Source organism: Mycobacterium sp. E1214 (assembly GCF_001666755.1).
Lineage (GTDB): Bacteria > Actinomycetota > Actinomycetes > Mycobacteriales > Mycobacteriaceae > Mycobacterium.
Window position 1 is genome coordinate 75,153 of record NZ_LZJC01000020.1, and the last position, 26,886, is coordinate 102,038.

28 protein-coding genes are annotated in these 26,886 nt (G+C 68.3%); 8 read left to right on the plus strand and 20 right to left on the minus strand.

Annotated elements, in window-relative coordinates:
- Positions 1-33: 33 nt before the first annotated feature.
- On the plus strand, positions 34-1,074 hold the full coding sequence (locus tag A5700_RS02300; protein ID WP_068069423.1) for an NAD(P)-dependent alcohol dehydrogenase: 1,041 nt from the start codon (positions 34-36) through the stop codon (positions 1,072-1,074).
- 6 nt (positions 1,075-1,080) lie between these two features.
- Here the strand turns inward: A5700_RS02300 and A5700_RS02305 are convergent, their stop codons facing one another.
- A complete protein-coding gene (locus A5700_RS02305) occupies positions 1,081-1,497 on the minus strand; it encodes a DUF3349 domain-containing protein (protein ID WP_068069420.1) in 417 nt (138 codons plus the stop codon).
- Positions 1,498-1,716: 219 nt separating this feature from the next.
- Here A5700_RS02305 and A5700_RS02310 point away from each other — a divergent pair, with 219 nt between their 5' ends.
- Positions 1,717-2,262, plus strand: coding sequence for a DUF732 domain-containing protein (locus tag A5700_RS02310; RefSeq protein WP_082960452.1), 546 nt, complete (start codon positions 1,717-1,719; stop codon positions 2,260-2,262).
- A 46-nt stretch (positions 2,263-2,308) separates the two neighbouring features.
- Here A5700_RS02310 and A5700_RS02315 read toward each other — a convergent pair whose 3' ends face one another.
- The 6 genes from A5700_RS02315 to A5700_RS02340 all read right to left on the minus strand — a co-directional run bounded on the left by A5700_RS02315 (position 2,309) and on the right by A5700_RS02340 (position 8,255).
- Positions 2,309-3,157 (minus strand): SDR family oxidoreductase, encoded by an 849-nt coding sequence (locus A5700_RS02315; RefSeq protein WP_068069415.1) that lies wholly within the window; start codon positions 3,155-3,157, stop codon positions 2,309-2,311.
- Between the two features lie 178 nt (positions 3,158-3,335).
- Positions 3,336-4,310: a class 1b ribonucleoside-diphosphate reductase subunit beta gene (gene nrdF, locus A5700_RS02320; RefSeq protein ID WP_197502809.1), complete on the minus strand. Its 975-nt coding sequence runs from the start codon at positions 4,308-4,310 to the stop codon at positions 3,336-3,338.
- Between the two features lie 108 nt (positions 4,311-4,418).
- Complete coding sequence (locus tag A5700_RS02325) at positions 4,419-5,255, minus strand: alpha/beta fold hydrolase (RefSeq protein WP_231973768.1); 837 nt, start codon at positions 5,253-5,255, stop codon at positions 4,419-4,421.
- Positions 5,256-5,285: 30 nt separating this feature from the next.
- A complete protein-coding gene (locus A5700_RS02330) occupies positions 5,286-6,365 on the minus strand; it encodes a hypothetical protein (protein ID WP_068069412.1) in 1,080 nt (359 codons plus the stop codon).
- Positions 6,366-6,437: 72 nt separating this feature from the next.
- Positions 6,438-7,460 (minus strand): nitronate monooxygenase, encoded by a 1,023-nt coding sequence (locus tag A5700_RS02335; RefSeq protein WP_068069409.1) that lies wholly within the window; start codon positions 7,458-7,460, stop codon positions 6,438-6,440.
- Positions 7,461-7,682: 222 nt separating this feature from the next.
- On the minus strand, positions 7,683-8,255 hold the full coding sequence (locus A5700_RS02340) for a TetR/AcrR family transcriptional regulator (RefSeq protein ID WP_068069406.1): 573 nt from the start codon (positions 8,253-8,255) through the stop codon (positions 7,683-7,685).
- Positions 8,256-8,311: 56 nt separating this feature from the next.
- On the opposite strand from A5700_RS02340, the gene A5700_RS02345 reads away from it, so the two are divergent.
- Positions 8,312-9,247, plus strand: a complete 936-nt coding sequence (locus A5700_RS02345; protein WP_231991360.1) for an SDR family NAD(P)-dependent oxidoreductase — start codon at positions 8,312-8,314, stop codon at positions 9,245-9,247.
- Here the strand turns inward: A5700_RS02345 and A5700_RS02350 are convergent.
- The 3 genes from A5700_RS02350 to A5700_RS02360 all read right to left on the minus strand — a co-directional run bounded on the left by A5700_RS02350 (position 9,244) and on the right by A5700_RS02360 (position 12,556).
- Entirely contained in the window at positions 9,244-10,779 is a 1,536-nt protein-coding gene (locus A5700_RS02350) for an NAD(P)/FAD-dependent oxidoreductase (protein WP_068069403.1), read from the minus strand. The two genes, A5700_RS02345 and A5700_RS02350, sit on opposite strands and share 4 nt — an antisense overlap.
- Before the next feature lie 150 nt (positions 10,780-10,929).
- A complete protein-coding gene (locus A5700_RS02355) occupies positions 10,930-11,655 on the minus strand; it encodes a TetR/AcrR family transcriptional regulator (RefSeq protein ID WP_156671041.1) in 726 nt (241 codons plus the stop codon).
- Between the two features lie 70 nt (positions 11,656-11,725).
- A complete protein-coding gene (locus tag A5700_RS02360; RefSeq protein ID WP_068069401.1) occupies positions 11,726-12,556 on the minus strand; it encodes an AraC family transcriptional regulator in 831 nt (276 codons plus the stop codon).
- Between the two features lie 27 nt (positions 12,557-12,583).
- On the opposite strand from A5700_RS02360, the gene A5700_RS02365 reads away from it, so the two are divergent.
- Positions 12,584-13,051, plus strand: a complete 468-nt coding sequence (locus tag A5700_RS02365) for a glyoxalase/bleomycin resistance/extradiol dioxygenase family protein (RefSeq protein ID WP_068069398.1) — start codon at positions 12,584-12,586, stop codon at positions 13,049-13,051.
- 7 nt (positions 13,052-13,058) lie between these two features.
- Here the strand turns inward: A5700_RS02365 and nrdE are convergent, their stop codons facing one another.
- The 4 genes from nrdE to A5700_RS02385 form a co-directional block, all read right to left on the minus strand.
- Positions 13,059-15,224 carry a class 1b ribonucleoside-diphosphate reductase subunit alpha gene (gene nrdE, locus A5700_RS02370; RefSeq protein WP_068069395.1) on the minus strand — a complete coding sequence of 722 codons (2,166 nt, stop codon included), beginning with the start codon at positions 15,222-15,224 and terminating at the stop codon, positions 13,059-13,061.
- Positions 15,194-15,688 (minus strand): class Ib ribonucleoside-diphosphate reductase assembly flavoprotein NrdI, encoded by a 495-nt coding sequence (nrdI, locus tag A5700_RS02375; protein WP_068069392.1) that lies wholly within the window; start codon positions 15,686-15,688, stop codon positions 15,194-15,196. Before nrdI ends, nrdE begins: the two co-directional genes overlap by 31 nt.
- A 35-nt stretch (positions 15,689-15,723) precedes the next feature.
- Positions 15,724-15,963 (minus strand): redoxin NrdH, encoded by a 240-nt coding sequence (locus A5700_RS02380; RefSeq protein ID WP_068069386.1) that lies wholly within the window; start codon positions 15,961-15,963, stop codon positions 15,724-15,726.
- 545 nt (positions 15,964-16,508) lie between these two features.
- Complete coding sequence (locus tag A5700_RS02385; protein ID WP_068069380.1) at positions 16,509-17,063, minus strand: NAD(P)H-dependent oxidoreductase; 555 nt, start codon at positions 17,061-17,063, stop codon at positions 16,509-16,511.
- Between the two features lie 91 nt (positions 17,064-17,154).
- On the opposite strand from A5700_RS02385, the gene A5700_RS02390 reads away from it, so the two are divergent.
- Together A5700_RS02390 and A5700_RS02395 are read left to right on the plus strand one after the other, a co-directional pair.
- Complete coding sequence (locus A5700_RS02390; RefSeq protein ID WP_369828205.1) at positions 17,155-17,766, plus strand: TetR/AcrR family transcriptional regulator; 612 nt, start codon at positions 17,155-17,157, stop codon at positions 17,764-17,766.
- Entirely contained in the window at positions 17,763-18,800 is a 1,038-nt protein-coding gene (locus A5700_RS02395; protein WP_068069377.1) for a DNA polymerase IV, read from the plus strand. The genes A5700_RS02390 and A5700_RS02395 overlap by 4 nt, the downstream gene beginning before the upstream one ends.
- Here A5700_RS02395 and A5700_RS02400 read toward each other — a convergent pair.
- Complete coding sequence (locus A5700_RS02400) at positions 18,735-19,667, minus strand: SDR family oxidoreductase (protein WP_068069369.1); 933 nt, start codon at positions 19,665-19,667, stop codon at positions 18,735-18,737. The genes A5700_RS02395 and A5700_RS02400 overlap by 66 nt on opposite strands.
- Positions 19,668-19,691: 24 nt before the next feature.
- The gene (locus tag A5700_RS02405; RefSeq protein ID WP_068069366.1) at positions 19,692-20,330 is read right to left on the minus strand and encodes a TetR/AcrR family transcriptional regulator; all 639 of its coding nucleotides are present in this window, start codon (positions 20,328-20,330) and stop codon (positions 19,692-19,694) included.
- Between the two features lie 129 nt (positions 20,331-20,459).
- Between A5700_RS02405 and A5700_RS02410 the strand changes: the two genes are divergently transcribed.
- Complete coding sequence (locus A5700_RS02410; protein WP_068069362.1) at positions 20,460-21,938, plus strand: cytochrome P450; 1,479 nt, start codon at positions 20,460-20,462, stop codon at positions 21,936-21,938.
- 21 nt (positions 21,939-21,959) lie between these two features.
- On the opposite strand, the gene A5700_RS02415 is transcribed toward A5700_RS02410, so the two are convergent.
- Positions 21,960-22,466: a homocitrate synthase gene (locus A5700_RS02415; protein WP_068069358.1), complete on the minus strand. Its 507-nt coding sequence runs from the start codon at positions 22,464-22,466 to the stop codon at positions 21,960-21,962.
- A gap of 338 nt (positions 22,467-22,804) precedes the next feature.
- On the opposite strand from A5700_RS02415, the gene A5700_RS25870 reads away from it, so the two are divergent.
- Positions 22,805-22,987, plus strand: a complete 183-nt coding sequence (locus A5700_RS25870; protein WP_068069474.1) for a hypothetical protein — start codon at positions 22,805-22,807, stop codon at positions 22,985-22,987.
- Positions 22,988-23,057: 70 nt separating this feature from the next.
- Here the strand turns inward: A5700_RS25870 and A5700_RS02425 are convergent, their stop codons facing one another.
- The 3 genes from A5700_RS02425 to A5700_RS02435 form a co-directional block, all read right to left on the minus strand.
- A complete protein-coding gene (locus tag A5700_RS02425) occupies positions 23,058-24,011 on the minus strand; it encodes a sensor histidine kinase (RefSeq protein WP_068069354.1) in 954 nt (317 codons plus the stop codon).
- A gap of 133 nt (positions 24,012-24,144) precedes the next feature.
- On the minus strand, positions 24,145-25,638 hold the full coding sequence (locus tag A5700_RS02430; RefSeq protein WP_068069472.1) for a FadR/GntR family transcriptional regulator: 1,494 nt from the start codon (positions 25,636-25,638) through the stop codon (positions 24,145-24,147).
- A 14-nt stretch (positions 25,639-25,652) separates the two neighbouring features.
- The gene (locus A5700_RS02435) at positions 25,653-26,846 is read right to left on the minus strand and encodes a thiolase family protein (protein ID WP_068069470.1); all 1,194 of its coding nucleotides are present in this window, start codon (positions 26,844-26,846) and stop codon (positions 25,653-25,655) included.
- Between the last annotated feature and the right edge of the window lie 40 nt (positions 26,847-26,886).

Sequence of the window (26,886 nt, forward strand, 5' to 3'; positions counted from 1 at the left end):
CGAACGACGTCACCACATCGAAGAGGAACATTCATGAGAACTGTTTCGGCGTACGCCGCGACGTCGGCGACCGAACCGCTGACCAAGACGACCATCGAGCGGCGCGACCCGGGCCCGCATGACGTAGCAATCGACATCAAGTTCGCCGGCATCTGCCACTCCGACATCCACACGGTCAAGGCCGAATGGGGCCAGCCCAACTACCCGGTGGTCGCCGGCCATGAGATCGCCGGCGTCGTCACCGAGGTCGGCTCGGACGTCACCAAGTACAAGGTCGGCGACCACGTCGGCGTCGGCTGCATGGTGGACTCCTGCCGCGAATGCAGCAGCTGTAAGGCCGGGCTCGAGCAGTACTGCAAGCGCGGCGCGACCTTCACCTACAACTCGATCGGCAAGGACGGCAAGTCGACGCAGGGCGGCTACAGCCAGGCGATCGTCGTCGACGAGAACTACGTGGTGCGCATCCCGGACTCGATCCCGCTGGACAAGGCGGCGCCGCTGTTGTGCGCCGGCGTCACCCTGTTCTCCCCGCTGCGGCACTGGAACGCCGGCGAAGGCACCCGGCTCGGGATCATCGGCCTGGGCGGTTTGGGACACATGGGCGTCAAGCTGGGCGCGGCGCTGGGCGCCGAGGTGACGGTGCTGTCGCAGTCGCTGAAGAAGATGGAGGACGGGCTGCGGCTGGGCGCCAAGCACTACTACGCCACGTCCGACCCGGACACCTTCAAGAAGTTGCGCGGCAGCTTCGACCTGATCCTGAACACGGTCTCGGCGAACCTGCCGCTCGGTGACTACCTGGGCCTGCTCGACGTCGACGGCACGCTGGTGGAGCTGGGCATCCCCGAGCACCCGATGGAGGTGCCGGCGTTCCCGCTGGCGCTGGCGCGGCGCAGCCTGTCCGGGTCGAACATCGGTGGCATCGCCGAGACGCAGGAGATGCTGGACTTCTGCGCCGAGCACGACGTGACCCCGGAGATCGAGCTCATCGAGCCCGACTACATCAACGAGGCCTACGAGCGCATGCTGGCCAGCGACGTGCGCTACCGCTTCGTGATCGACATCTCGAAGCTGTAGCGAGAGCTACAGCGACGCTTCTTCGGGGGCGGGGCCGCGGGCGGCAAGCTCTGCGGCCTCGCCCCATTCGTCGCCCGGGATGACCTCGCTGACGTCGATGCCGGCCAGCGGCCACCCGACCGAGGCCAGCGTGGCGGCCACCCGGATGACGTTCTCCGGCCCGGCGTCGTAGTGGGTCATGTCGGAGATGAAGTGTGCGATCTCGTCGCGATCGATGGGGTGATCGATCGTCTCCGGGGACCCCTCGTGATCGGTGATGTTGCGCACCACCTCGGCGATCTGCTCTTCGGTCAGCGGGGTGCTGCGCAGCAGCGCCAGCAGCGGCACGCGGTCGGGGCCCGGGACACCCTCGGGGTAGCCGGCGCGCAGCCAGCGAAGAACCGAGTGGAGGAACTTGCTCGTGTGTGCGGCAGTGTTCGTCACCCCAACAGTGTCAGGGCTGCGGCAGCTACCGCGCTAGCGGGCCGTCCCGCCACACCGACAATTCACGCGCAGTTCATACACCGCTCAGCAGCCGGTGCATTGGCGCTCTGACCAGGTCGCGGGCCCGGCCGAGACCGGGCTGTAACGAACCGGTGACCTTCGCCGAAATGAAAAGAGTTGCACGACAGCACACTTCCCCCAACGCTCGAGGAGCACTGCATGCCCGCACTGAGGAACCGCCCGTGGCCTGGACAGACGCTGCGCCGGCCGGCGGCACCGGTCTCCCCGACTTCCGGTCTCCTCGGTGCGGCCGCGGCGCTCCTTCGCCCCTTGGCGTTCGCGGCGGGCGTCGCCGCGGCGGGCGCGGCGTTGCCCGCCGTCGCGCACGCCGATTCCCCCACCGACTCGATCACCACGGCGCTGACCGGCGCCGGCAGTAACGGCTCGCTCAGCAACGCCCTCGCCGGCATCGGCCGGTCGATCTGCCCCTCGCTGGTCAAGCCCGGCGCCACGCTGGCGTCCATCACCTCGCAAGTGGCTGGTACCAAAGGACTTTCGCCGGGCATGGCCGGGTTGGTCACCAGCATGGCGATACAGATGGAATGCCCCGGCGTGATGACGTCGCTGGCCAACGGCAACATGCCGTTCCCGGTGCAAGGGCTCGTCGGCTCGGGCCTGCCGTCGCTGCCGGGCGCCGGCCAGGGCCTGCCGTCCCTGCCGGGCGCCGGCCTCGGGCCGAATGCGCTGGGCGGGCTGGGCCGCTGACCCACGCGGTCGAGTCGCGCCGGCCGACGCCGCCGGGCCGGATCGGTCAGGCGTTGACGCCGCGGCCCAGGCCGATGAGCCGGTCGCTGACTTCCCGAAGTCGTTCGGCGACAAGGGTATCCGTTGCCAATGCGGAGGGCTGCTTGACGCAGTTGTTCTCGAAGTACTGCTCGGTGACGCCGTCCAGGCTCGGGTCGTCGGCGACATAGCTGAGCCGGCGGCCGCCCTCCTCGGCGGTGATCATCATGAAGCGCTTGAGGACGGCGAGCGCCGGCTTGGTGTACCACGGCGCGCCATCCCAGATGTTGCTCCTGACCTGGCCGGGGTGCACCGCGTTGACCGTCACGCCCGTGCCGCTCAGCTCACGACCGAGGCTGCGCGCGTAGAGCACGTTGGCCAGCTTGGACCGCGAATAGGCCTTCAGGATGCTGTAGCCGCGGCGGTAATGGAGGTCGTCGAAGTCCATGGTGCCGCCGTAATGCCCGATGGAGGCGGTGAGCACGATCCGTGACGGCGCGCTGGCGATCAGCAGGTCCTTGAGCCGCTGGGTCAGCAGGTAGCCGGCCAGATGATTGACGGCGAAGGTGGCCTCGTGGCCGTCGAGCGTCTCCGTGCGGCGGGCATAGACGGTACCGGCGTTGTTGATGAGCACGTCGAGCCGGTCGTAGCGGTCGAGCACCTCGTCGGCCAGCGCCCGCACCGCATCCAACGACGTGAAGTCGCAGACCAGCGTGTCGACGCGGCCGGCGCCGCGCTCGGTGACGCGCGCCTTGGCGCGGCATAGCTTGTCCGGATTGCGGCCGACCAGAACGAGGTGACGACTCCCGGTCGCCAGTTGCGCAGCGCATTCCAGCCCCACACCGGACGTCGCGCCGGTGATCAGGATCGTCTTCATGCATCAGCTCCCCGTGCCATGGGTCGTCTGCGGAGGTGCGAGCGACTCGGCCGGGCGCGGAGGGGGGCGCCGGCCCGACGCGTCGTGCGGACTCAGTGTGCCAAAGGGGGGCGGAGAATTCTCGTCAAGTGCGACGAAATCTTTGCTGCGAGAACCGAACCGGGCGGCGAGGCTTTGTTTAGAAGTCCCAGTCCTCGTCCTCGGTGACGACGGCTTTGCCTATCACGTAGCTCGAGCCCGAGCCGGAGAAGAAGTCGTGGTTCTCGTCGGCGTTGGGCGACAGTGCCGACAGGATCGCCGGGTTCACATCGGTCTCGTCGCGCGGGAACAGCGCCTCGTAGCCGAGGTTCATCAACGCCTTGTTGGCGTTGTAACGCAGGAACTTCTTGACGTCCTCGGTCAGCCCCACCTCGTCGTAGAGGTCTTGGGTGTATTCGACCTCGTTGTCGTAGAGCTCGAAGAGCAGCTCGTAGGTGTAGTCCTTGAGCTCGGCGCGCTTGACCTCGTCGACCAGGGCCAGCCCGCGCTGGTACTTGTAGCCGATGTAGTAGCCGTGCACCGCCTCGTCGCGGATGATCAGCCGGATCATGTCGGCGGTGTTGGTCAGCTTGGCGCGGCTCGACCAGTACATCGGCAGGTAGAACCCCGAGTAGAACAGGAAGCTCTCCAGCAGCGTCGAAGCCACCTTCCGCTTGAGCGGTTCGTCGCCCTTGTAGTACTGCATGACGATCTCGGCCTTGCGTTGCAAGTTCGGATTTTCCTCCGACCAGCGGAAGGCGTCGTCGATCTCGGCGGTCGAGCACAGCGTCGAAAAGATGTTGCTGTAGCTGCGCGCGTGCACCGACTCCATGAAGGCGATGTTGGTGTACACCGCCTCCTCGTGCGGGGTCAGCGCGTCGGGAATCAGGCTGACCGCGCCCACCGTCCCCTGGATGGTGTCGAGCAACGTGAGCCCGGTGAACACCCGCATGGTGAGCTGCTTCTCGTGGGCGGTCAGGGTGCCCCACGACGGCAGGTCGTTGGACACCGGCACCTTCTCCGGCAGCCAGAAGTTGCCGGTCAGCCGCTCCCAGACCTCGGCGTCCTTGTCGTCCTGGAGACGGTTCCAGTTGATCGCCGAAACGCGGTCAATCAGCTTCATGTTTTCGGTCACCAGAACCCCACTTCAACCGGACGGCTTTTCAGTACACCGACACTACCTCTGGGGCCCGACAAGCCGTCGCAATACAAGTGGTTGTGTTTGCGTGTCGCCGGCGCCGCGCTACACCGAGGCCAGGATCAGGCGCGCGGCCGCCTCCGGCTGATCCCAGTGCGGGAAGTGCCCGCACTCGTCGAACCAGTGCAACCTCGCGTCGGGGAACGCCTCCCAGGCGCGCATCGCCTGGCTCGGCGTGGTGACCCTGTCGTTGCGGCCCCAGCCGATCACCACCTTGCCGTTCAGGGATCCGGCGGCGGCGCCGAGTTGTTTGGGTCCGTGCACCAGGGCGCGCAATGCGGCGTCGAGGCTCGAGGCCCGGCCGAAGCTGCGCAGTTCCTCGAGCACCAGGCGCGGCGGCAATCGCCACGGCTTGGCCGAGAACTGCACCAGCAGCGCCGTGCGCCCCGCCGCCGTCCGGGTGAGCGCCGGCACTACCGGTTGGATGCGCCGCACCAGCGCGATCGAGGCGCCGACCGTCGCTCCGAAGACCCGCACCTGACGGTCGGTCCAGAAGCCACCCGGGTCCAGCGCGACCACGGTGCCGGCGTGCCCACGGCGGGCCATCTCCAACACCATGCGCGCGCCCATCGAGCTGCCGACGACGTCGACCTCGCCCAACCCGTGATGGGCGATGAACGTTTCGACGGCGTCGGTCAACGTGGCGATGCTGACCTCGCCGGGCAGCGGCGCGCTGCTGCCGAAGCCGGGCAGATCGACGGCGATGACCTCGCGGCGCGCCGCGAGCGTCGGTGCGACCAAATCCCAGGTGCGCCAACTCGATCCGAGTCCGTGGATGAGCAGCAGCGGCGTGCCGGCGCCGTGTCGCACGAACTCCATCCGCCGGGCCACCTCGTCCGCGCTCACGGCGCCCCCGCCGGTGCCGGCGACCTCGTTGCGCATAGCCCTGCCGGTTACCCAGCACGCGACGCTTCAATCCGCCGGGTCGATGACCTGGACGACGCCGTCGGCGGCGCCGGCGACGAAGAGCCGGCCGGTGGCGGCGTCGACGGCCACCGTGTAGGCGTCGCGCACCGTCGAAAACCGCTGCACCACAACGGGTGCGGCACCGCTCATGTCGTAACCGAGCACTTCGTTGGTGCCCGACGACGCCACCCACAGGCGATCCCGGGTGGCGTCGTAGGCGACGCCGTAGGGGGCCCCCGGTTGCGCGACGACGGCGACCTCGCGGGGCGCCGGTAAGGGCGTGAAGACGCGGACGGCGTTGCCGCGGGTGTCCGCGGCGATCATGCGGCCGTGCCGGTCGGCCACCAGGTGTGTGGGCCCGGCGCCCGCGGGTGTGGCGCCCACGATGGTCAGCCGGTCGGCGTCGTAGAGGGTGAGGTCGTTCTTCCGCACGTCCAGCACGCCCATCGTGTCGCCCACTGCGGCCACGCCCGCCGGTTGCACGCTGTCGGTGAAAATCTTGACGACCCGGTCACCGCGCACCGCCGCAACCGTTCCGCCGTGCTCGTTGCCGACGAAGACCGTGCCGTTGGCTGCGGCCGCCGCGTCGTGCGGCGCGCTGCCCGTGGTGATCGGCGGCTGTATTACGCCGCGCGGCAAGTCGATTCGCAGCAAAGCGTTGGCGCTTTCGACCGGAACCAGCAGGGGGCCTCGGGGCCCGGCGAGTTGCAGGTGACGCACCGTCCCGGGAAGTGGGACGCGGGTGGTGATGACGCCGCTGGCCACGTCCATCAGCACCACGGCGTCCGGGTCACGCGTCGCGACCGCGACGGTCCGGGTCGCGGCGTCCACCACGATGCCTTCGGCGCCTCGGCCCACCGCGAGCACGCGCCCCGCGGGGGCCGCGATCGGTGGCGGGGCGTTCTGCGGTTCGGCCGCCGGCGGCAGGGCGGCGGCGGGCGGGCGGCTGCCTTCGGTGGGTACGCCGGGCAGCAGCAGGCCGGTGGTCGTCGAGCCCGGGCTCGACGGCGCGGCCTGGTGGCCGCAGGCCACCAGCACGCACGCGGCGAGCAGCCCGCAGCTGGTGACGAGGGTCCCGGCGCGCAACCGCGGTCCTTTCCGTTGAGCAGCAGGCGATCGGATACCCGGGGCGGCCGTCGCCGACACCCGGGCGCACGCCTACGCCCTCAGCGCGCCCACGATGTCGCCGGCCGGTCCCGCGGTCGCGGCCCGAAAACCCGACCCAGCCCACATGGCCACGCCGTGCGGATCCCCCGCCTTCAGCGACGCGGCCTGCAGCGGCGCGGTCATCCGCGCGATCTCCGGGAAGCCGCACACCGCGTCGCCGTCGTACCTCTCGACGAACCGGTTGGCCAGGGCGCGCGCGTAGCGTCCGGTGAAGGCGCGGGTGATCACCGTGCGGGTGAACTCAGGGTCGCGTAAAGCGCTGCGGTACAACGGGTTCGTGCCCGCCTCGTCCGCCAACAAAAACGCCGTCCCCACCTGCACCGCGGCGGCGCCCGCCTTGCGCAGCCGGCGCACGTCCGCGGCGTCGCCGACGCCGCCCGCCGCGATGACCGGGCATGCGAAGCGGTCGACCAGTTCGGCCACCACGGTGTCAAGCGGGTCGGCGGCGGGCCGTTGCCGCGCGTCGTAGGTCGCCCGGTGGCCGCCAGCCGCGGGGCCCTGGACCACCAGCGCGTCCACCCCGTCGCCCACTGCGATCAACGCCTCGGCCACCGTGGTGACGGTGGCGACGGTCACGATGTCCAGCTCGCGCAGCCGACGGCAGGTGTCGCGGCCCGGCGGGCCGAACGTGAAGGACACCACCTCGGGCCGCAGGTCGCAGACGACGTCCAGCTTGGCGTCCCAATGGTCGTCGTCGTGTCGGGGTTCGCCCAACTCGGTCCCGCACTCCCGCGCCAGCGGCGCCAGGGCCGCCGCGAAGCGGGCGAGCTCGTCGGCGTCGGCGACACGCGGTTGCGGCACAAAGAGATTGACGCCCACCGGGCCCGCGGTGAGGTCGCGGGTCTGCACGATCGCGTCGGACAAGCCGTCGGGTGTCACGAGGCCGCCCGCGAGGAAGCCCAGCCCGCCGCTGTCGGTCACCGCCGCCGCGAGAGCCGGTGTGGACGGGCCACCGGCCATCGGCGCCGCCAGCACCGCCACGCTCAGGTCGCGCAGGGCGAACCGGTCACTCATGACGCGACGTCGGCCGGGCTGCAGTCACGTTCGCCGAGGCTAGAGGACTTCGCGCCGCAAGGGTGCCGGTCTGACGCACACTTTGCGGGCGCTCGCGCACGCCTGGAGAGACGGCCCCCACCGACGTAGCCGTCGCGTCGTCGAGGCCGTCGAACACCGATGACGACGCCGGCGTGGACGCGGCGGCCGGCGCCTTCGTCGCGCTGTTGCGACGCTGATCGGCTACCCCGCTTTCGGCAACAGCGAGATGAGCGTGTCGACCAATTCCTCGGCGCTGGTGTGCCACTTGTCCAGGTCCAAGTGCCCGCTCAAGTCCAACCCCGTGATGCCGTGCGCGCTGGTCAGCAGGACGGCGCCATAGCGACTCGCGCACTCGCGTCCGGTGAGGCGGCCAACCATGTCGAGGAAGAGCCCCTGCGTCCGCTCGGCGGCCTGCCGCGCCGCGGTCGGGTCACCGGACGGCGGCGTGAACATCAAGCGGTACAGATGCGGCCGAGTGCGGCCGAGTGTGATCAGCGAGAGCAGCGCCGAGCGCAACGCGTCCTCGGGCGCGTCGTCGCCCGCGGCCAATTCCTCGAGGGCGTCCCCCAATTCGCGCAACGCGTTGGTGGCCAACACGGTCAGCAGGGATTCCTTGTCGGCGAAGTGCCGGTAGGCAGCCGAGCGCGACACCCCGCTGCGCGCCCCCACCTCGCGCAGCGTCACCGCCCCGACGCCGCCGAGGTCGAGGAGGACGCCGGCCGCCTCGACGAGCGAACGGCGGGTCGCCGCGGCGCTTTCCGCTCGTGTCGTCATCCGCCGAGCATAAGCCGCGCTTCAGTTGACAACGTCAACTCAACTGCTATTTTGAGATGACACTGTCAACCCAACGGATGGAGACCGACATGGCTTCCTCGCATCCCCCCGACCGCCGCGAGCTGATCGTCGTGACGGGCGCGTCGACCGGTATGGGCGCGGCGACCGCCCTCGAGTTGGCGCGCAAGGGCTTTCACGTGCTCGCCGGGGTGCGCCTCCTTGCCGACGCCGCCGCGCTGAGGGCCGCAGGGCTCGACGGGCTGGAGCCGCGCATCCTGGACATCACCGTGGCCGCCGACGTCGCCGCGATCGCCGAACGCGTCGCCAACGACCCGCAGCGACGCCCGCTGCGCGCGCTGGTCAACAATGCCGGGATCGCGATCAACGCCCCCGTCGAGACGCTGCCGCTGACGCAGTGGCGCCGGCAGTTCGAGGTCAACCTGTTCGGGCACATCGCCATTACCCAGGCGCTGTTCCCGGCGCTGCTGCGCAGCTCCGGCACCGTCGTGAACATCAGCTCCGTCGGCGGCAAGGTCGTGCTGCCGACCTACGGGCCCTACGCCGGGTCGAAGTTCGCGCTCGAGGCGGTCAGCGACGCGCTGCGCCGCGAGGTCGCGGGCACCGGCATCAAGGTCGTCGTCATCGAACCCGGGGCGGTCAGGACCGAGATGGCCGAGCGGGGCATCGCCACCGCGGAAGCACTGCTGTCCGACATGACGGCCGAACAACGCGCCCGCTACGGCGATCTCACCAGTGCCGTTGTGGCACAGGCCCGTTCGTTCATCGACGACGGCGTCTCGGCCGAACATGCCGCGACGGTCATCGCGAAGGCCGCGACGGCGTCGCGGCCGCGCACCCGGTATGCGATCGGGCGCGACGCCGCCCTGCTCCTGCGCATCAACCGGCTCGTGTCCGACCGGGTGCTGGACCGCGTCGTGCGGCTGAGCCTGCGCGCGCGCCGAACCGCCGCGCCGTCGCCCGTGTCGGGCTAGCTAGCCGGCCGCCGCGCGGGTGCACCCGCGCCGTAGAACTCGAACTCGGCGGGCCTGATGCGCCGGGTGTCGCGCCAGTATTCCCACGTGTAGCCGCCCCACAGCACCGTGTTCTTGCCATGTTCGTCGAGATACCAACTGGCGCAACCGCCGCTGTTCCACACCGACGGGCCCAACCTGGTCTGCAACTCTTCGTTGAACCTGTCTTGTGCGGCACGGGTCGGCGCCAACGCCTGCACACCCAACTTGTCGCAGGTCTTGATCGCGTCGGCCACGTATCGGATCTGGGATTCGATCATGAACACCACGGAGTTGTGCCCCAGGCCGGTGTTCGGGCCCAGCAGGAAAAAGAGATTCGGCATCTCCGCCACGGCGATGCCGCGGTGCGCGGCGATACCCTCGCGGTTCCACCGGTCCACCAGATCCTCGCCGTTGCGTCCCTTGATGCCCACGTAGGTGTAAGAGTCGGTGACGTGGAAACCGGTGCCGAACACGATCACATCGACGGGCCGCTCGGTTCCGTCGACGGTGACGATTCCGTCGCGGGTGATGCGGGCGATGTGGTCGGTGACGAGTTCGGTCTTCGGATCGGCGACCGCGCGATAATACTTGGAGGAGTTGAGGATTCGTTTGCAACCGATGCGGTAGTTCGGGACGAGCTTGCGCCGCAGCTCGCGGTCCTTGACCGAGCGGCGGATGTTGAACTTGCAGTAGGCCTCGATGAACTTCAGCATGTTCGGCCGCTTGGTCATGCCGAACGCCAGCGCTTCCTGGCCCCAGTAGATGGCGAGGCGCACCAGGGGCCGCAGGCCCGGAACGGTCGCCATCGCCCGGCGCACCGCCGGCGGGATCTCGGGGTTGGACCGCGGCACCACCCAGGGCGGGGTGCGTTGGTAGAGCTGCAATTCGGCGACGCGGTTGACGATCTCCGGCACGATCTGGATGGCGCTGGCGCCGGTGCCGATCATCGCCACCCGCTTGCCGGTCAGGTCGACGCTGTGGTCCCACTCCGCGGAATGGAAAGCCGCGCCGGCAAATTCGTCGCGACCCACGATGTCGGGGATGGACGGGATGTGCAGCGCGCCCGCGCCCGAGATCAGGAATTGGCCGACGAATTCGCGGCCGTCCTTGGTGAAGACGTGCCAGCGGTGCTCTTCGTCGTCCCAGTGCGCGCGGTCGACGTGGGCACCGAACGTGATGTGGCGGCGTAGCCCATACTTCGCGGTGACGCCCTTGAGGTAGTCCCAGATCTCGGGCTGGTAGGAGAACGGGTTCTTCCAGCCGGGGTTGGGCTCGAACGAGAACGAGTAGAGGTGCGAGGGGATGTCGCAGGCGCAGCCCGGGTAGCTGTTGTCACGCCAGGTGCCGCCGACGTCGCCGAACTTTTCCAGGATCACGAAGTCGACGCCCTGCTGCTGCAGCTTGATCGCCATCCCCAGGCCGGAGAACCCGGTTCCGATGATGACCGCGCGGGCGTAAACGGGTTGCTGGGGTTCGGCTACCGGCTCGGCTTGCGTGATGACGTCGGTCACGGTGGATCGATCTTCCTGTCGGGGCGCAATCAGGTCGGCGCGGGTTTGCGGCGGGCCTAGGCAGCCCGGCCGACGCGAGATACCCGGTACCCCGGGTATCGGTTCACAAGAGTGTTGCCGAACCCCGAACCGATGTCAACGTCGCCAGGGTCAGCTCGCGGCGGGGTTGCTGGCCTTCACGCTGTGCAGCGGCCGGTCCGGGTCCAGCGTGATGCCCAGCGCCTCGGCCGTGCCGACGATGACGCCCATCATGATCGTGGTCAGGTGCGCGACGAACTGGTCGTGCGGCATGCGGCGCGGGCTCTGCGGCTCCGGACCCAACCACCACTCGGTGGCCGACGCGGCCGACCCGAAGGCGGCGTGCCCGGCCAGTTCGACCGCCGCGTGGTCGAGCTTCATCTCGCGCAGCTCGTCGTCGAACATGTTGGCCATGGCCAGCGTGATGCCGCGGCCCTCGTCGAGGATCTGGGGGCTGGCGGCCGATCGGCCCTGAATGAAGACCCGCAACACGTTCGGATGCTGGTCGACCAGCGTGACGTACTCCTCGACGGCGCGCCGGATCACCTCGCGCGACGAGTCGGACTTCAGGTCGACGGACGGGAAGATCGCCGCCCACAGCATGTCGCGCAGCCGCTCGCCGATGGCCTGGAACAGGTCGGACTTGTCGTGAAAGTGGCGGTAGATCTTGGGCTTGGCGGTGCCGGCCTCTTCGGCGATCTCACGCACGCTGAGCTCGGGGCCCAGGCGGTCGATGGCGCGAAACGCCGCGTCGACGATTTCCCCGCGTACCTTCTTGCGGTGCTCGCGCCAGCGCTCGCTGCGCGCGTCCACCTTGGTTCCCGGCGGTTTCACGCTGGGATGGGGAATTCTGACCACGTCATGCACCATACCCGCTGGCGGGCGCTGACCAGGGCAGACTGCGTCGGGACGGCGCGGGCGGGCCCGGTTATGCGTATCGCTGAGCGTACTCACCGGGACTGCAGCCAAGCATCGACCGGAAGTCGTTGGTGAAATGGGCTTGGTCGTACCAGCCGAATCGAATAGCCAGGTCGGCGAGATCGACGGCTCGATCGGTCTCGATGGCCAACGCCGCTTGCTGCAGCCGGTAGCGGCACAGGACCCATTTGACCGGGACGCCGACGTAGCGGCGGAAGACCCGCTGGGTGGTTCGCGCGCTCCACGGCGAGCACGCCATTACGTGCTGCACTCGCTGCACGGTGTCGTCGTCACGTATGCGGGCCAGCAGCGCGGTGAGTGATGCATAGGTCGGGTCAGGGTCGGTGCGCGCGCCGATCATGGCGTCCAATTGCGCCGTCGCGGCATCAATGTCATCGTCGAAACGCGCTGAGCCGCCGAATAGCTCGTCATCGACGCGCACAACCCGCCCTGTCAACACACTCGCATCGCGTCCGAATCGTGCGGTGAATCCGCCCGGCCGGAAACGGGCGCCGACGACCGCGCCGCGGTCCGACAGTTCGATGGCGAAGATCCGCTCAACTACTCCGTGCACCAAGGTGGCGGGCAAGGTGAACCCATGGCGGGGGGAGTCGGTACCCCACTCATGGGTGAGATTGATCGACGGGAAAGCGATGACCAAGCTTTCCTGCGGGGGCCGCCCGGTCAGATCCCAGCGCACCGACCAGAAATGCTCGACAAATTCGGCTGTCGCCACCGATGGCGCCGTGCGGTCCAGCTCGAATATCGAACCGGTGGCAGCCCGCCCGACCACCCCCGGCTCCGGCGTACCTGCCGGTGGCGCGTTTTTCCAAGCCTCCACGCGACGAATCTAGCCAAGCTGTGCGACATGACTTCCAATCCGATCCCCGGGGGCTACACGAGCCTGACGCCGTTTCTTGTTGTCGACGGAGCCGCAGCCGCCATTGAGTTCTACGCTGATGTCTTCGGTGCAGTGCTCGTCGAGAAGATGCCCGGGCCCGGTGGCACGGTCGCGCACGCGGAGTTGGACTTCGGGCACGGCAGGTTGCAGCTGTCCGACCCCAACCCCAGCTATCAGCTAAAAGCGCCGACGCGCACCGACGAGGTCACCCATTCGATCACGCTCTACTGCGCGGACGTCGACGACGTGCTGGCGCGGGCCCAGAACGCGGGTGCCACGCTCCGAGAGGCGGCCCAGACCTTCGTCACCGGCGACCGGTTCGGCTCCATCACCGACCCGTTCGGGCAACGCTGGTCGATCATGACGCGGGTCGAAGACATCGACGCAACCGAACGCGAACGCCGGCTGGCCGACTGGGGGGCCGAGAACCTGTGATCGAGCCCTACAGCATGCAGGACACGCAGCCCTCGACCTCGGTTCCCTCCAGGGCCATCTGGCGCAGCCGGATGTAGTACAGCGTCTTGATTCCCTTGCGCCAGGCGTAGATCTGCGCCTTATTCACGTCGCGGGTGGTGGCGGTGTCCTTGAAGAACAGCGTCAGGCTCAGCCCCTGGTCCACATGCTGGGTGGCCGCGGCGTAGGTGTCGATGATCTTCTCGTAGCCGATCTCGTACGCGTCCTGGTAGTACTCCAGGTTCTCGTTGGTCATGTAGGGCGCCGGGTAGTAGACGCGGCCGATCTTGCCTTCCTTGCGGATTTCGACCTTGGACGCGACCGGGTGGATGGAGCTGGTCGAGTGGTTGATGTAGGAGATCGACCCCGTGGGCGGCACCGCCTGCAGGTTCTGGTTGTAGATGCCGTGCCTCTGCACCGATTCCTTGAGGCGCTTCCAGTCGTCCTGGGTGGGGATGCGGATGTCGGCGTCGGCGAACAGCTGGCGCACCTTGTCGGTCGCCGGCTCCCACGCCTGCTCGGTGTACTTGTCGAAGAATTCGCCGGAGGCGTACTTCGACCGCTCGAATCCGCCGAACGCCCTGCCGCGCTCGATCGCGATGCGGTTCGACGCCCGCAGCGCGTGATAGAGCACGCAGTAGAAGTAGATGTTGGTGAAGTCGATTCCCTCGTCGGACCCATAGAAGATGCCCTCACGCGCCAGGTAGCCGTGCAGGTTCATCTGCCCGAGGCCGATCGCGTGGGATTCGTTGTTGCCCTTCTCGATCGAGGGCACCGACGTGATGTGGGTCTGGTCGCTGACGGCGGTCAACGCCCGAATGGCCACCTCAATGGTCTGGGCGAAGTCCGGCGAGTCCATGGCCTTGGCGATGTTCAGCGAGCCGAGGTTGCACGAAATGTCTTTGCCCACCTTGGAATACGACAGGTCTTCGTTGAATTCCGACGGGGTGGAGACCTGCAGGATCTCCGAGCACAGGTTCGAGTGAGTGATCTTGCCGTCGATGGGGTTGGCCCGGTTAACCGTGTCCTCGAACATGATATAGGGGTAGCCGGACTCGAACTGCAGCTCGGCCAGCGTCTGGAAGAATTCGCGCGCCTTGATCTTCGACTTGCGGATGCGGGCGTCGTCGACCATCTCGTAGTACTTCTCGGTCACCGAGATGTCGGCGAACGGCAGGCCGTAGACCCGTTCGACGTCGTACGGCGAGAACAGGTACATGTCCTCGTTCTTCTTGGCCAGCTCGAAGGTGATGTCGGGGATCACCACGCCCAGGCTCAGCGTCTTGATCCGGATCTTCTCGTCGGCGTTCTCCCGCTTGGTGTCCAGGAAGCGGTAGATGTCGGGGTGGTGCGCGTTGAGGTACACCGCGCCCGCACCCTGCCGCGCGCCCAGCTGGTTGGCGTAGGAGAAGGAGTCCTCGAGCAGCTTCATGATCGGGATGACGCCGGAGCTCTGGTTCTCGATGTTCTTGATCGGCGCGCCGTGCTCGCGAATGTTGCTCAGCAGCAACGCCACTCCCCCGCCGCGCTTGGACAGCTGCAGCGCGGAGTTGATCGACCGCCCGATGGACTCCATGTTGTCCTCGATGCGCAGCAGGAAGCAGCTGACCGGTTCGCCGCGCTGTTTCTTGCCCGAGTTGAGGAACGTCGGGGTGGCCGGTTGAAACCGGCCGTCGATGATCTCGTCCACCAGCTTCTCGGCCAGGGCAGTGTCACCGGCCGCCAGGGTGAGCGAGACCATGACGACACGGTCCTCGAAGCGCTCCAGGTAGCGCTTCCCGTCGAAGGTCTTCAGCGTGTAGGAGGTGTAGTACTTGAAGGCGCCGAGAAACGTTGGAAACCGAAACTTCTTGGCATAGGCCCGGTCCAGCAGCGCCTTGACGAAGTTACGCGAGTACTGGTCGAGAACCTCACGCTCGTAGTAGTTCTCGCGGATGAGGTAGTCGAGCTTCTCGTCCTGGTTGTGGAAGAAAACGGTGTTCTGGTTGACGTGCTGCAAGAAGTACTGACGGGCCGCCAGCACGTCCTTGTCGAACTGAATCTTGCCGTCGGCGTCGTACAGATTCAGCATCGCGTTGAGCGCGTGGTAGTCCGTCTCGTCGGGCAACGCGAGCGTGCCGGAGGTTACAGGCTCTGCAGCGACGGTTGGTGGCACGTCTGTTCCTTCCAGAAATTGGCTAAGCCCGCACGGACGGCTTCCACGTCGTCCTGGGTGCCCATGAGTTCGAAACGGTAGAGGTAAGGGACGCCGCATTTACGCGAGATGACATTGCCCGCGTAGGCGAATTCGGCACCGAAGTTGTTGTTGCCCGCGGCGATGACGCCGCGGATCAACGACCGATTGTGCTCATCGTTCAAGAAAGCGATGACCTGTTTGGGGACGTAGCCCCCGGCGTTGAGGTCGGGGGTGGCACGGCCACCGCCGTAGGTGGGCAGCACCAGCACGTACGGCTGGTCGACCGTGATACGGCCATGCAGCGGGATGCGGGTCGCCGGCAGCCCCAGCTTCTGCACGAAGCGGTGGGTGTTCTCCGACACCGACGAGAAGTAGACCAGTGACGACCGCGCGGGCGGCGCCTCGTCACTCATCCAGTCCAGGTTGCGCTCCGTGGCGTCCATGGCACCGCAACCCCCTTACCTCGTTCTCCTGGTGGCTAAGCGCTCAGCTGTGCGGCGGCGAGCGCCTTGATGCGATCCGGCCGGAAACCCGACCAGTGGTCGGCGCCGGCCACCACGACCGGGGCCTGCAGGTAACCCAGCGCCATCACGTAGTCGCGCGCCTCGGAGTCCAGCGAGATGTCGACCGTCTCGTAGTCGATGCCCTGCTTGTCCAAGGCCTTGTAGGTGGCGCTGCACTGCACGCAAGCCGGCTTGGTGTACACGGTGATGCTCATGGATGCCGCTCCTTTGCGGAAGGGGATGACCCGGTGGACTGGCAACTACTCGAAGATTGCGTCATTGCTATGTTCAGCGATCCGTCATGCCCCCAGATTCCCGTCGCGGGTGGCCGGAGCCGAAGATCTGACTTCGACAACTTCACACCGATTTCGGGGGGTCGCCGAGCCTGGCTGGCTTGGCGGTCCTGGGATCTGCCGGTAGCTCGAAACACTACACCTAGTGGCTGACAAGTTGTCCAGATACAAGATGTTCTGAATAACATTTCTGAAATTCCCTGGTCGTAAGCCCTGACGTGCACGTTTTCCCGCGTCGCGTCGGCGTGTCGCACGTCACACGGCGCGTCGCGGTGCCTCATCAGGGGAGTATGGCAGCGGCCACCGACAAGACCGCCGCGCCCGGCGGCGGTGCCCACAACTAGCAAAGCCGCCAGGCGATGCTGGCGGCTTTGGCTATGCGCTGTTGGCGAAACGGCAGGTCGATGCCTCACGGGTTGTCGGCTTCCACCAATCCGGTGCCGCCGACCGCCACGCCGGGCGGAAACTCAGCCCACTTCGGCGGCGAGTTTCCCGACCACGTCACGCACGTTGGCCGACAGTTCCGCATGCTCGGACGGGGCCTTGCCCTCGAGCGTCTTGAACGGAACGGACAGCTTGATCGACTCGACCACCCGGGCGCCGGCGATGCCGAACGACTTGCGAGTGTCGTCATGCGCCCACACCCCGCCGTACTGGCCGAAGGAGCCACCGATCACGGCCAGCGGCTTCCCCTTCAGGGCACCGTCACCGAACGGGCGGGACAGCCAGTCGATCGCGTTCTTGATCAGGGCCGGGTAGCTGCCGTTGTATTCGGGCGTGACCACCAGGGCGGCGTCGGCGCCGGCCGCGGCGGCGCGCAAGGCGGCCACGGGCGCCAGCGGCGTGGCATCAGCGTTCATGACGTCGTCGATCTCTTCGTTGTAGAACGGCAGGTCGTTCAGGCCGTCGAAGACGGTGACGGTGACGCCGTCCGGTGCCACACTCTCCGCCAGCTCGGCGATCTGGCGGTTGATCGACGCCGTCCGCAAGCTACCCACTAACGCCAAGATGTTGATTGCCACTGTCGCGGTTCCCTTCGGTCGTTGGTCTACATCCTCGCACGCATCAACTGGACTGTAGTCCGTTTAATTCCGACGGCGCTAAAGTGCAGTGATGATGAGCGAACGAGCGGGCGAACTGCCGGTGTTCGCGCCCCGGGCGGCGCAGCAGGAGCGCGGCGACGCCGCACGCAATCGCGCCCTGCTTCTGGAGGCCGCCCGGAAACTCGTCGCCGAGCGCGGCGCCGACGCCGTCACCACCGATGACATCGCCGCCGCCGCCGGAGTCGGCAAGGGCACGCTGTTTCGCCGCTTCGGCAGCCGGGCCGGACTGATGATGGTCCTGCTCGACGAGGACGAACAAGTCGTCCAACAAGCGTTCCTGTTCGGCCCCCCACCGCTGGGTCCCGGCGCACCGCCGACCGACCGGCTCGTGGCGTTCGGACGCGAGCGGATCCGCTTCGCCCACGCCCACCACGAGTTGCTGTCGGCGGCCAACCGCAGCCCACAACACCGGCACAACGCGCCGGCGACGGTGTCGCGTACCCACGTGCGGGTGCTGCTCAGGGCGGCACAGTCCACCGGCGACCTCGAGGCGCAGACCGACGCGCTGTTGGCGCTGCTCGACGTCGACTACGTCGAGCACCAACTCAGCGAGGGCGGCCACACCGTGACGACTTTGGGTGACGCGTGGGAAAGCTTGGCGCGCAAGCTTTGTGGCCGATGACCTCGACCACCTGGATCCTGCACGTCGATCTCGACCAATTCCTGGCGTCGGTGGAGCTGCGCCGCCACCCGGACCTGCACGGGCGGCCGGTCGTCGTGGGCGGCAACGGCGACCCCACCGAACCCCGCAAGGTCGTCACATGCGCCTCCTACGAGGCCCGCGAATTCGGCGTGCACGCCGGCATGCCGTTGCGCGCGGCCGCGCGCCGTTGCCCCGACGCGACGTTCCTTCCGTCGGACCCACCGGCCTACGACGCGGCGTCCGAGCAGGTCATGGGGTTGCTACGGGATCTCGGCCACCCGGTCGAGGTGTGGGGGTGGGACGAGGCGTACGTCGCCGTGTCGGCGGCGGACCCCGTCGAGGTCGCCGAGCACCTGCGCACCGTCATCGCCTCGCAGACCGGCCTGTCCTGCTCGGTCGGCATCAGCGACAACAAGCAGCGCGCCAAGGTCGCCACCGGCTTCGCCAAGCCCGACGGCGTGTTCGTGCTGACCGACGCGAACTGGATGCAGCTGATGGGCGACCGCCCGGTCGACGCACTCTGGGGCGTGGGTCCCAAGACGGCCAAAAAGCTTGCTGCGCTTGATATCACGAGTGTGTGGGCGCTGGCTAGCAGCGACGCCGAAGCGCTGACGGCCGCGTTCGGCCCACGCACCGGCCTCTGGCTGCTCCTGCTGGCCAAGGGCGGGGGTGACAGCCACGTCAGCGCCGAGCCGTGGGTGCCGCGCTCCCGCAGTCACGTCGAGACCTTTCCGCGCGACCTGACGAACCGCGACGAGATGGCGGCGGCGTTGACGGGCTTGACCGAGCGAGCGCTGTCGGAGGTGGCCGCCGCGGGGCGCAGCGTCACGCGGGTGGCGGTCACCGTGCGCACCGCGACGTTCTATACCCGCACGAAGATCCGCAAGCTCGAGGCGCCCGGCGTCGACCGGGACACCATCGTGGCCGCCGCGTTGCGGGTGTTGGACCTATTCGAGCTCGACCGCCCGGTCCGGTTGCTGGGGGTGCGCCTCGAACTGGCCATGCCGAGTTGACGGCACCGGCGCGGGCCGCAGCGTGCGCTCGAAGATCAGATTGACCTGGCGCATCGCCACGCTGTAGGGCCACCAGGCGAACCGCTTGAAGGCGTACAACGCCCGGATGTCCGGCGACGTGTAAACCAGGTACCGGTTCTTCGCCACCCCGGCCAGGATCTTGTCGGCCGCCCGCTCCGGCGACACGGCGTGGCCGGTGAAGCGCCGCACCCAGCGGGCCACCTTCGGGTCCTCGCGGTCCACGCCGGCGATCTCGACGGTGTTGACCAGCGGGGTGTTCACCGCGCCGGGCACCACGACCGAGACGCCGATGCGATGGCGAGCCAGATCGAAGCGCAGCACCTCCGACAGTCCGCGCAACCCGTACTTGCTGGCGCTATAGGCGGCGTGCCAGGGCAGCGCGACCAAACCGGCCGCCGACGACACGTTGACCAGGTGGCCGCCGCACCGGGCCGCCACCATGGGCGGGACGAACGTCTCGATGACGTGGATCGGGCCCATCAAATTGATGGCGATCATCTTGTGCCACTGGTCGTGGCTGAGCCGGTCGACGGTTCCCCACGCCGACACACCGGCGATGTTGAGGACCACGTCCATGCTGGGGTGCGCGGCGTGGACGGCGGCGCCGAACGCGGCCACCTGCTCATAGTCGGCGATGTCCAGGGCGCGGTGCTCGGGGACCTGCGCGCCCAGCGCGCGAGCCTCGGCCACGGTGCGTTCCAGCCCGTCACTGTCGCGATCGGTCAGGTACAGCTCGGCACCCTGTTCGGCCAGCCGCAGCGCCGTGGCCCGGCCGATGCCGCTGGCCGCGCCGGTGACCAGGCACCGCTTTCCCGCAAACCCCTGCCCGGATCCCTTGTGCGCCATGGCCGTGACGATACCGGGGAGCCGTCACCCGCGGGGGTGGCCACTCCACAGCGCGTGCAGCCACAACTGTTCGAGCACCCGCACCCGGCGGTCGCGGTCGCTGCCGGCGCCGGCCAGGATCGAGTCACCGGTCAGCACCAGCGCGGTGGTGCCCGCCAGCGTGCGGATCAGCGTGGGCAGGTCGTCGCTGATCGGGTTGGCCGTGCCGGCCGCCAGCTCCGCTTCGACGATGGCGACGATCTGGGCGAGCACCACTTCGAACTGCTGGTCGAGCAGGCCGCGGATCTCGATATCAGTCTGCCGGGCCTCGTTGCACGCGTTCATCACGGGATCGTTGTGGGCGTACACGACGGCGGCGCTGCCGACCATGCGTTTGGCGAACTCGGTGGGTGACTCCCCCGGCTGGCGCGGTGCGAAGTAGTGGGTGAGCTCTTCGAGCTCCTCGGTCGCCTCCGCCATCAGCTGGGCGAGCACCGCGTACTTGGAGTCGAAGTAGAAGTAGAAACCGGACCGCGCCACCCCGGCTCGCAGGCTGATGGTGCTGACCGACAGCTCGGCAAACGGTTTTTCCTCCAGCAATTCCCGAACGGCCTGCACGATCGCCTGGCGCTGCTTGTCACCACGTCGGCGCATGCCCGGCTCGGGACTGGCGTGGCTGGTCACTCCCTGACTGTGCACCAACCCGCCGGGAAAGCAAACTTGACAGCCGTCAAGTTTTTGTCGAAGGTAATTGAGCAGTGACCGTTGTCACCTTTTTTTGGGGGGCACTCACTGGAGCGCAAAGGAGCCTCGATGACCGCCACCATCAGCACCCCGCACTACCTGCTCGACCAGGCGCGACGCCGTTTCACGCCTACCCTGCAGACCATCCCGGGGATGGGGGCGATCGAGAAGCGCCTGTTGGCCCACGACTGGCAGACCAAGACGTTGGCGGCGCCACCGCAGGGCAGCGAACTCAAGCCCGTGCTGGGCGACGCGGGCCTGCCGATCCTCGGCCACATCATCGAATTGTTCCGCGGCGGACCGGATTACGCGCTGCACCTGTACCGGACCCGGGGTCCGCTGATCTACCTGGACTCGCCCATCATGCCGGCGGTCACCGCGCTGGGGCCCGACGCCACCCAAGCGGTGTTCTCCAACCGCAACAAGGACTTCTCGCAGAAGGGTTGGCACCCGGTGATCGGGCCGTTCTTCAATCGCGGCCTGATGCTGCTCGACTTCGAGGAACACATGTATCACCGGCGCATCATGCAAGAGGCGTTCACCCGGTCCCGCCTCAGCGGTTACGTCGAGCACATCGATCGGGTGGCCAGCGACATCGTCGCCCACTGGCCGACCAACGACGCGCGGTTCCTGTTCCACCCGGCGATGAAGGAGCTGACCCTCGACATCGCGTCGCTGGTGTTCATGGGCCACGAACCCGGGTCCGACCACGAGCTGGTCACCAAGGTCAACTCGGCGTTCACTACGACGACCCGCGCGGGCGGAGCCATTGTGCGGCAACCGATTCCGCCGTTCAAGTGGTGGCGCGGGCTGCGCGCGCGCAAGCTGCTCGAGGACTACTTCATCGAGCGGGTGAAGGAGCGGCGCAACGCCACCGGCAGCGACATGCTCACGGTGTTGTGCCACACCGAGGACGAGGACGGCAACAGCTTCACCGACTCCGACATCGTCAACCACATGATCTTCCTCATGATGGCCGCCCACGACACGTCCACGTCGACCACCACCACGATGGTCTACAACCTGGCCGCACACCCGCAGTGGCAGGAGCGGGCGCGCGAGGAATCGGCCCGGCTCGGTGACGGTCCACTGGACATCGAGTCGCTGGAGAAGCTGGAGACTCTCGAACTCGTCATGAACGAGTCGCTGCGCATGGTGACCCCCCTGCCCTTCAACATGCGCCAGGCCGTCCGAGACACCGAGCTGCTCGGGCACTACATCCCGGCCGGCACCAACATCACGATCTGGCCCGGCATGAACCACCGCCTCAGCGAATTGTGGACGGAGCCGGACACATTCGATCCGGAGCGGTTCGCCGAGCCGCGCTCGGAGCACAAGAAACATCGGTACGCGTTCGCCCCGTTCGGCGGCGGCGCACACAAATGCATCGGCATGGCCTTCGGCCAACTCGAGGTCAAGACCGTCGTGCACCGGCTGCTGCGCCGCTATCGCCTGGAACTGGCGAGGCCGGGCTATCAGCCGCGCTACGACTACGGCGGCATGCCGATCCCCATGGACGGCATGCCGATCGTCCTACGGCCGCTCTAGCACCCGGCGAGCGCCGGCCGATTACTCGGGCGCGAAAAGCCGGTTGGCGCAGGCGATCACGGCGCGCAGCGCTGACTGCGTCGGATCGTCGGACCATCCCATCCCCCACTCGGAGCGGATGCCGTCGCTGCCGCGGATGAACGTGGCGGTCGCCCCGGCGGAGGGCAGCTGATGGAACCGCACGATCTCCACCGTGATGCCCCGCTCGTGCAGCATCGCGGTGAGCGCGGCGATGGGCCCGCTAGCCGCGGCCGTAGCGGTGCTGAGGCGATCGCCGACGGCGATGGTGGCGCGGAAATTGTCCGCCTGCGGACCCGCGGGCCGTTGGCCGTCGACGCAGGCCCACTGGCCCAGCCGCACGGGCCCGGCGGTTCGCGCGTAGGTCGCGACGAACTCGTCCCAGCTCATGCGGTCGGCCACGTCGCGAAGGCCGAGCGGCAAAGCGGCGGCGGACTGCTGGGCAAACGACTGGGCGGCCGAGCCACCGGGCTGAAACGGCAGGGCGGGGAAGCGTTCGGGGAAGGTCATGGTGCCGGTCTTCTTCGGTCAGTTGGGGATGACCGACGGCAGGAGCTTTCCGACCCACAGCGGGGGGTCGGTCTGGGTCAGACCCCGCTGCGGGTGCTAGCTACTACTGCCTGCACGGCACGCCTGCGATAACGCACGGCGTGAGAATAGGCGGCGGCGGCCCGCTCGCGCAACTCGTTTCATGAACCGCACCGGATGTCCATTCGCCGAAATGGTGGCCTGCACGCGAATTTTTTGGCCTATCGGTGGTTTACGTGTGTCTAACATGGGGAACTCGGGCGTGGCACAGGTCACAAGGCCGTGCACTTTCTACCCCTCGCAGGAAAGGCACAAGAATGATGGCTAAGGGCACCAAGAAGACCCTGAAGACGGCGGTCGCGGCCGCCGGGGTTGCCGCGGTGTTGGTACTTCCGACCGGATGCGCAACCGCCGCAGGTGGCGGTGGTGGCGGCGGCCTCTTGGGCGGCACCGGTGGCGGTGGTCTGTTGGGCGGCATCGGTGGCCTGATCGGCAGCCTCTAGCCGACATCAAGCGACCCGCTGGACCGCTGCGTGGGGGGCGATCCGGCGGGTCGTTTGCGTTTGAGGGGCCTTACGCGGGCTCGACGGGAAGGTACGCCTGGATGGTGGTGCCGCCGCTGCCCGTGTGGGTGCGCACCAGATCCGAGATCGCGTTGACCAGGTACAGGCCGCGGCTGGCGGGGGCGTCCGGCCCCGGATCCAGGCGGCCGACCAGCGGATCGTCAAACCGCCCGCCGTCGCGCGCCTCGCAGACGAGGTGCTCGTCATCGCGCCACAGCGCGAGGCGGCAGGGGCTTCCGCTGTACATCAGGCTGTTGGTGGCCAGTTCGGTGGCGATCAGCTGCAGATCGTCGATCGCGTCCTGGGACAAACCCATCCAGCCGGCGTAATTGGCGACGAACGACCGGGCCGGCCGCAGGTCCGCCGAGCCGCGCACCATGAAGGTCACCGCGCCGGCCTTCACCGGCAGTGGGCGGTTGCAGCGCTCGAGGACCTCGCCGGGCGCATAGTCGGCGCTGCGGTGCAGGGCGCCGCCTCGCCACAGCAAGGGATGCGTCGCGCGCGCGTCCGCGATCAACTGGTCGTCGAGGTGGTTCGCGTCGAAGAGGCACAGCCCGGTCACCTGGTAGCCGTCCATCGCGCCGTTGAGCAGCGCCTCGTGCTCGATGCACGCGACCAATTCCTCTTCGGAGCGTCCGGGCCAAGCCAGCTGGCTGACGACCCGCACCCGCCGGTCGACGAATTCGTCGACGAAGGATCCCACCATCGCCATGAACCGGCTGGGGTTGCGGCCGGCCTCGGTGATGTCGGCCATGCGCAAGGCGTCGGGCATGTCCCCGCCGGGGCACAGCACGCCGCGCAGCGACGCCAGCTGCTCGGTGGGCACCGCGACCAGCACCGCCTCGTCACCGGTGAGGCCCTGGTCGATGAAGCGGGCCGCCAGCTCCAGATTCTCTTGCTCGGAGCGGTAGATCAGCGCGGAATGCACGAACCCGAGTCCCTGGGTTGGGGTGCTTGTGGTCACTCCAGCGCTCTCGCTCTCCGTCGCACCTACCGGCTCACTGCTGGACCGGACCGCCTGACATTTCTTGTCTCAGTACCCACGGCGGGCTCCGGCTATGCCGCGGCTTTGGTCACACCTCGGTCAACGCCGCCTTCTACAGCCACCAGGAGGCGGCGGCGTCCAAATGGCGGCGCACCCGGTAGCGCGCCAAACTGTCGTCGCCGCCCTCGACGGCCTCCACGATGCGCTGGTGGGCGTGGTCCACGGCCGAGATATCGGCCCACGTCGGCGCCGCCTGCCCGGTGGTGGACCAGTGGCGGCGGAACAGCTCGACGATGATGCGCAGGAACAGGTCCAGCAGGGCGTTCCCGGCCAGCTGCGCCAACCCGACGTGGAACCGGAACTCCTCGGTGACGGCGGTGCGCACGTCGGCGGGCGGTCCGGCGTCGTGCGGCTCGGGCCCGGAGCAGTGGGCGGCCCGGCACGACGCCAGGAACGCGGTCACGTCGGCGTCGCCACGCCGTTTGACGACCTTGGCGACGTTGTCGATTTCGATGGCGTCCCTGACACACCGCAGGTCCTCCCGGCTGGGATCGCGGTATTGCAGGTAGAGCGCGATCGTGTCGATGCTGGCCTGCGCCGCGGGTTCGGCGATCACCAGGCCACCGCCGGGCCCCCGACGCATGCGCGCGATCGAGTGATATTCCAGCAGCCGCACCGCTTCGCGCAGCACCGCCCGGCTCACCCGGTAACGCTCCAGCAAGGCGGTCTCGGTCCCGAAGACGGCACCGACCTGCCAGCCGCCGGCGGCGATGTCGTCGCCGATGGTGACCGCCAGCGTCTCGGCCAGCTTGCCGCGGGGCGCTTCGGCGTCGAGGCGCCGCGGACGCCGCGCCGTGCGGCCCGCCTCCGCCTGGTGGTGCCGCAACCACGCGGTCACCGCCTCGACGTGCCGTTCGCTGAGCGTCTTGGCGCGCGCCGGGTCACCGGCGGTGACGGCGGCGACGATCTCGGAGTGATGCGCGTGCAGGTGTCCGACGGCCTCGGTGGCCTCGGCCGCCGAGCCGGCCCGCGACTGCAGGGCATAGCGCTTGGTGAGGCGCATCAGCACGTCGATGAACAGTTGCAGCACGGGGTTTTTCGACTGTTCGGCCAGCGCGATGTGGAACTCGTCGCGCGGCGCCGGCAACCCGGGTCGCCACTGCTGTTCGGCGTGCAGCACCGCCCGTAGGCGCGCGATGCCCGCCTCGTCGATCCGCTCGGCCGCGAGGGCGGCCGCCAGGGGTTCGAGGACCAGCCGCGCGTTGCGGAGGTCGACCAGCGACGTGCCCAGATACTCGAGATAGATGACGACGGCGCGCGTGGCGGGGCCGGCATCGGGTTCGCAGATGAGCAGTCCGCCGCCCGGGCCGCGGCGCATCCGGGCGACTTGGTGGTGCTCGACGAGGCGCACGGCTTCGCGCAGCACCGACCGGCTGACCCCGAAGCGCTGTTGCAGCGCCTGTTCGGATCCCAGCGATTCGCCGACGGTCCACCCGCGGCGCACGATGTCCGCCTCGATGTCGCGGGCGATCTTCGACGCGAGCTTGGTCGGCCGGCCGGAGGTCGGCTCTGCTGTCTCACCGGGCCTCGGGTGCGGCTGACTCACGTTGGCACGCAAGGTCAGCAGGTCAGCAGCAGGCAACCGGCGACCGGGCCGCCGCCCACCGAGACGACGCCGACCTCGGGGCGGCGCTGGACCTGCCGCTCCCCCGCGTCGCCACGCAGTTGCAGGCAGCCCTCGTGCAGCGCCCAGTACCCGTGCATGCGCCCCGCCGAGAGTTGGCCGCCGTAGGTGTTCAGCGGCAGGGCGCCGTCACGCGCGATGCGCGCGCCACCCTGCACGTACGGGCCCGCTTCGCCGTCGCCGCAGATTCCGAGCGCCTCCAGCCAGGCGAGGGTGAGGTAGGTGAACCCGTCGTAGAGCTGGGCGACCTCGAGGTCCCCGGCCGTAAGGTCGGTGCGCGACCACATCTGAGCCGCCGCGTCGGACATGGCCATCTTGGGGTAGTCGTCGCGGTGAAACCAGCCGCCGGCGCCGTCGGATCCACCGATCGCCTCGACCCGGACCGCACGGTGTGGGCAGTCATCGCCGTACTCCGCGTGCGACACGACCACGGCCACCGACCCGTCGATCGGCACGTCGCAGTCGAGCAGGCTCAACGGCGAGGATACCGGCCGCGCGCCCAGGTAATCCGCCATCGACATCGGGTCGCGGTACACCGCCCGGGAATTCAGCGCCGCGTTACGCCGGCCGTTGAGCGCCACCCAGCCCAGCTGTTCCTTTGTCGTGCCGTACAGCTCCATGTGGCGGCGGCAATTCAGCGCCAGCCAGTTCGCGGCCGAATATGCTTGCGCGGCAACCAGATCGTTGACGTCGTCCATCGGGCCGACGGCGGGTCGTCGGCCGGGCTCGGCGGCCTCGAACATCCGCGCCAGCGGCGGCGGCGGCGCATCCTGCTGCGGCTTGACCGGCACCGTGCCGCCGAGCATCTGAATCGTCCGGTACACCACCACGTGGTGGGCGCGGCGCTCGGCGACCGCACGGCACGCCGACATCACCGGGCTCAGCAGGCCACCGGTGCCGAAGCCGGATCCGCAATCGGGGGCCTCGATGCGCAGTTGCGCGTTGACGTCTTCGGCCGGGGTGTCACCCAGGGTCGCGATGCCGTCGATGTCGGGGGCCGTCAGCCCAGCGTCCTCGATGGCGGCCCGGACCGCCTCCATGGTCAGCTCCAGGCCCGGGATGCCGGTGCGCCGGCCGATCCGCGAGATGCCGATGCCGGACACGATCGCGTCCTTTTCGAAAAGCGTCACGCCCACCGCCCCGTCAGCCACCTCGCGTCGAACCAATTGA

Coding starts and splice junctions, on each gene's coding strand:
- A5700_RS02300 (WP_068069423.1), top strand. CDS start 34: ATGAGAACTGTTTCGGCGTACGCCGCGACGTCGGCGACCGAACCGCTG.
- A5700_RS02310 (WP_082960452.1), top strand. CDS start 1,717: ATGCCCGCACTGAGGAACCGCCCGTGGCCTGGACAGACGCTGCGCCGG.
- A5700_RS02315 (WP_068069415.1), bottom strand. CDS start 3,157: ATGAAGACGATCCTGATCACCGGCGCGACGTCCGGTGTGGGGCTGGAA.
- A5700_RS02325 (WP_231973768.1), bottom strand. CDS start 5,255: ATGCGCAACGAGGTCGCCGGCACCGGCGGGGGCGCCGTGAGCGCGGAC.
- A5700_RS02335 (WP_068069409.1), bottom strand. CDS start 7,460: ATGAGTGACCGGTTCGCCCTGCGCGACCTGAGCGTGGCGGTGCTGGCG.
- A5700_RS02340 (WP_068069406.1), bottom strand. CDS start 8,255: ATGACGACACGAGCGGAAAGCGCCGCGGCGACCCGCCGTTCGCTCGTC.
- A5700_RS02345 (WP_231991360.1), top strand. CDS start 8,312: ATGACACTGTCAACCCAACGGATGGAGACCGACATGGCTTCCTCGCAT.
- A5700_RS02365 (WP_068069398.1), top strand. CDS start 12,584: ATGACTTCCAATCCGATCCCCGGGGGCTACACGAGCCTGACGCCGTTT.
- nrdI (WP_068069392.1), bottom strand. CDS start 15,688: ATGGACGCCACGGAGCGCAACCTGGACTGGATGAGTGACGAGGCGCCG.
- A5700_RS02380 (WP_068069386.1), bottom strand. CDS start 15,963: ATGAGCATCACCGTGTACACCAAGCCGGCTTGCGTGCAGTGCAGCGCC.
- A5700_RS02390 (WP_369828205.1), top strand. CDS start 17,155: ATGATGAGCGAACGAGCGGGCGAACTGCCGGTGTTCGCGCCCCGGGCG.
- A5700_RS02395 (WP_068069377.1), top strand. CDS start 17,763: ATGACCTCGACCACCTGGATCCTGCACGTCGATCTCGACCAATTCCTG.
- A5700_RS02400 (WP_068069369.1), bottom strand. CDS start 19,667: ATGGCGCACAAGGGATCCGGGCAGGGGTTTGCGGGAAAGCGGTGCCTG.
- A5700_RS02410 (WP_068069362.1), top strand. CDS start 20,460: ATGACCGCCACCATCAGCACCCCGCACTACCTGCTCGACCAGGCGCGA.
- A5700_RS02415 (WP_068069358.1), bottom strand. CDS start 22,466: ATGACCTTCCCCGAACGCTTCCCCGCCCTGCCGTTTCAGCCCGGTGGC.
- A5700_RS25870 (WP_068069474.1), top strand. CDS start 22,805: ATGGCTAAGGGCACCAAGAAGACCCTGAAGACGGCGGTCGCGGCCGCC.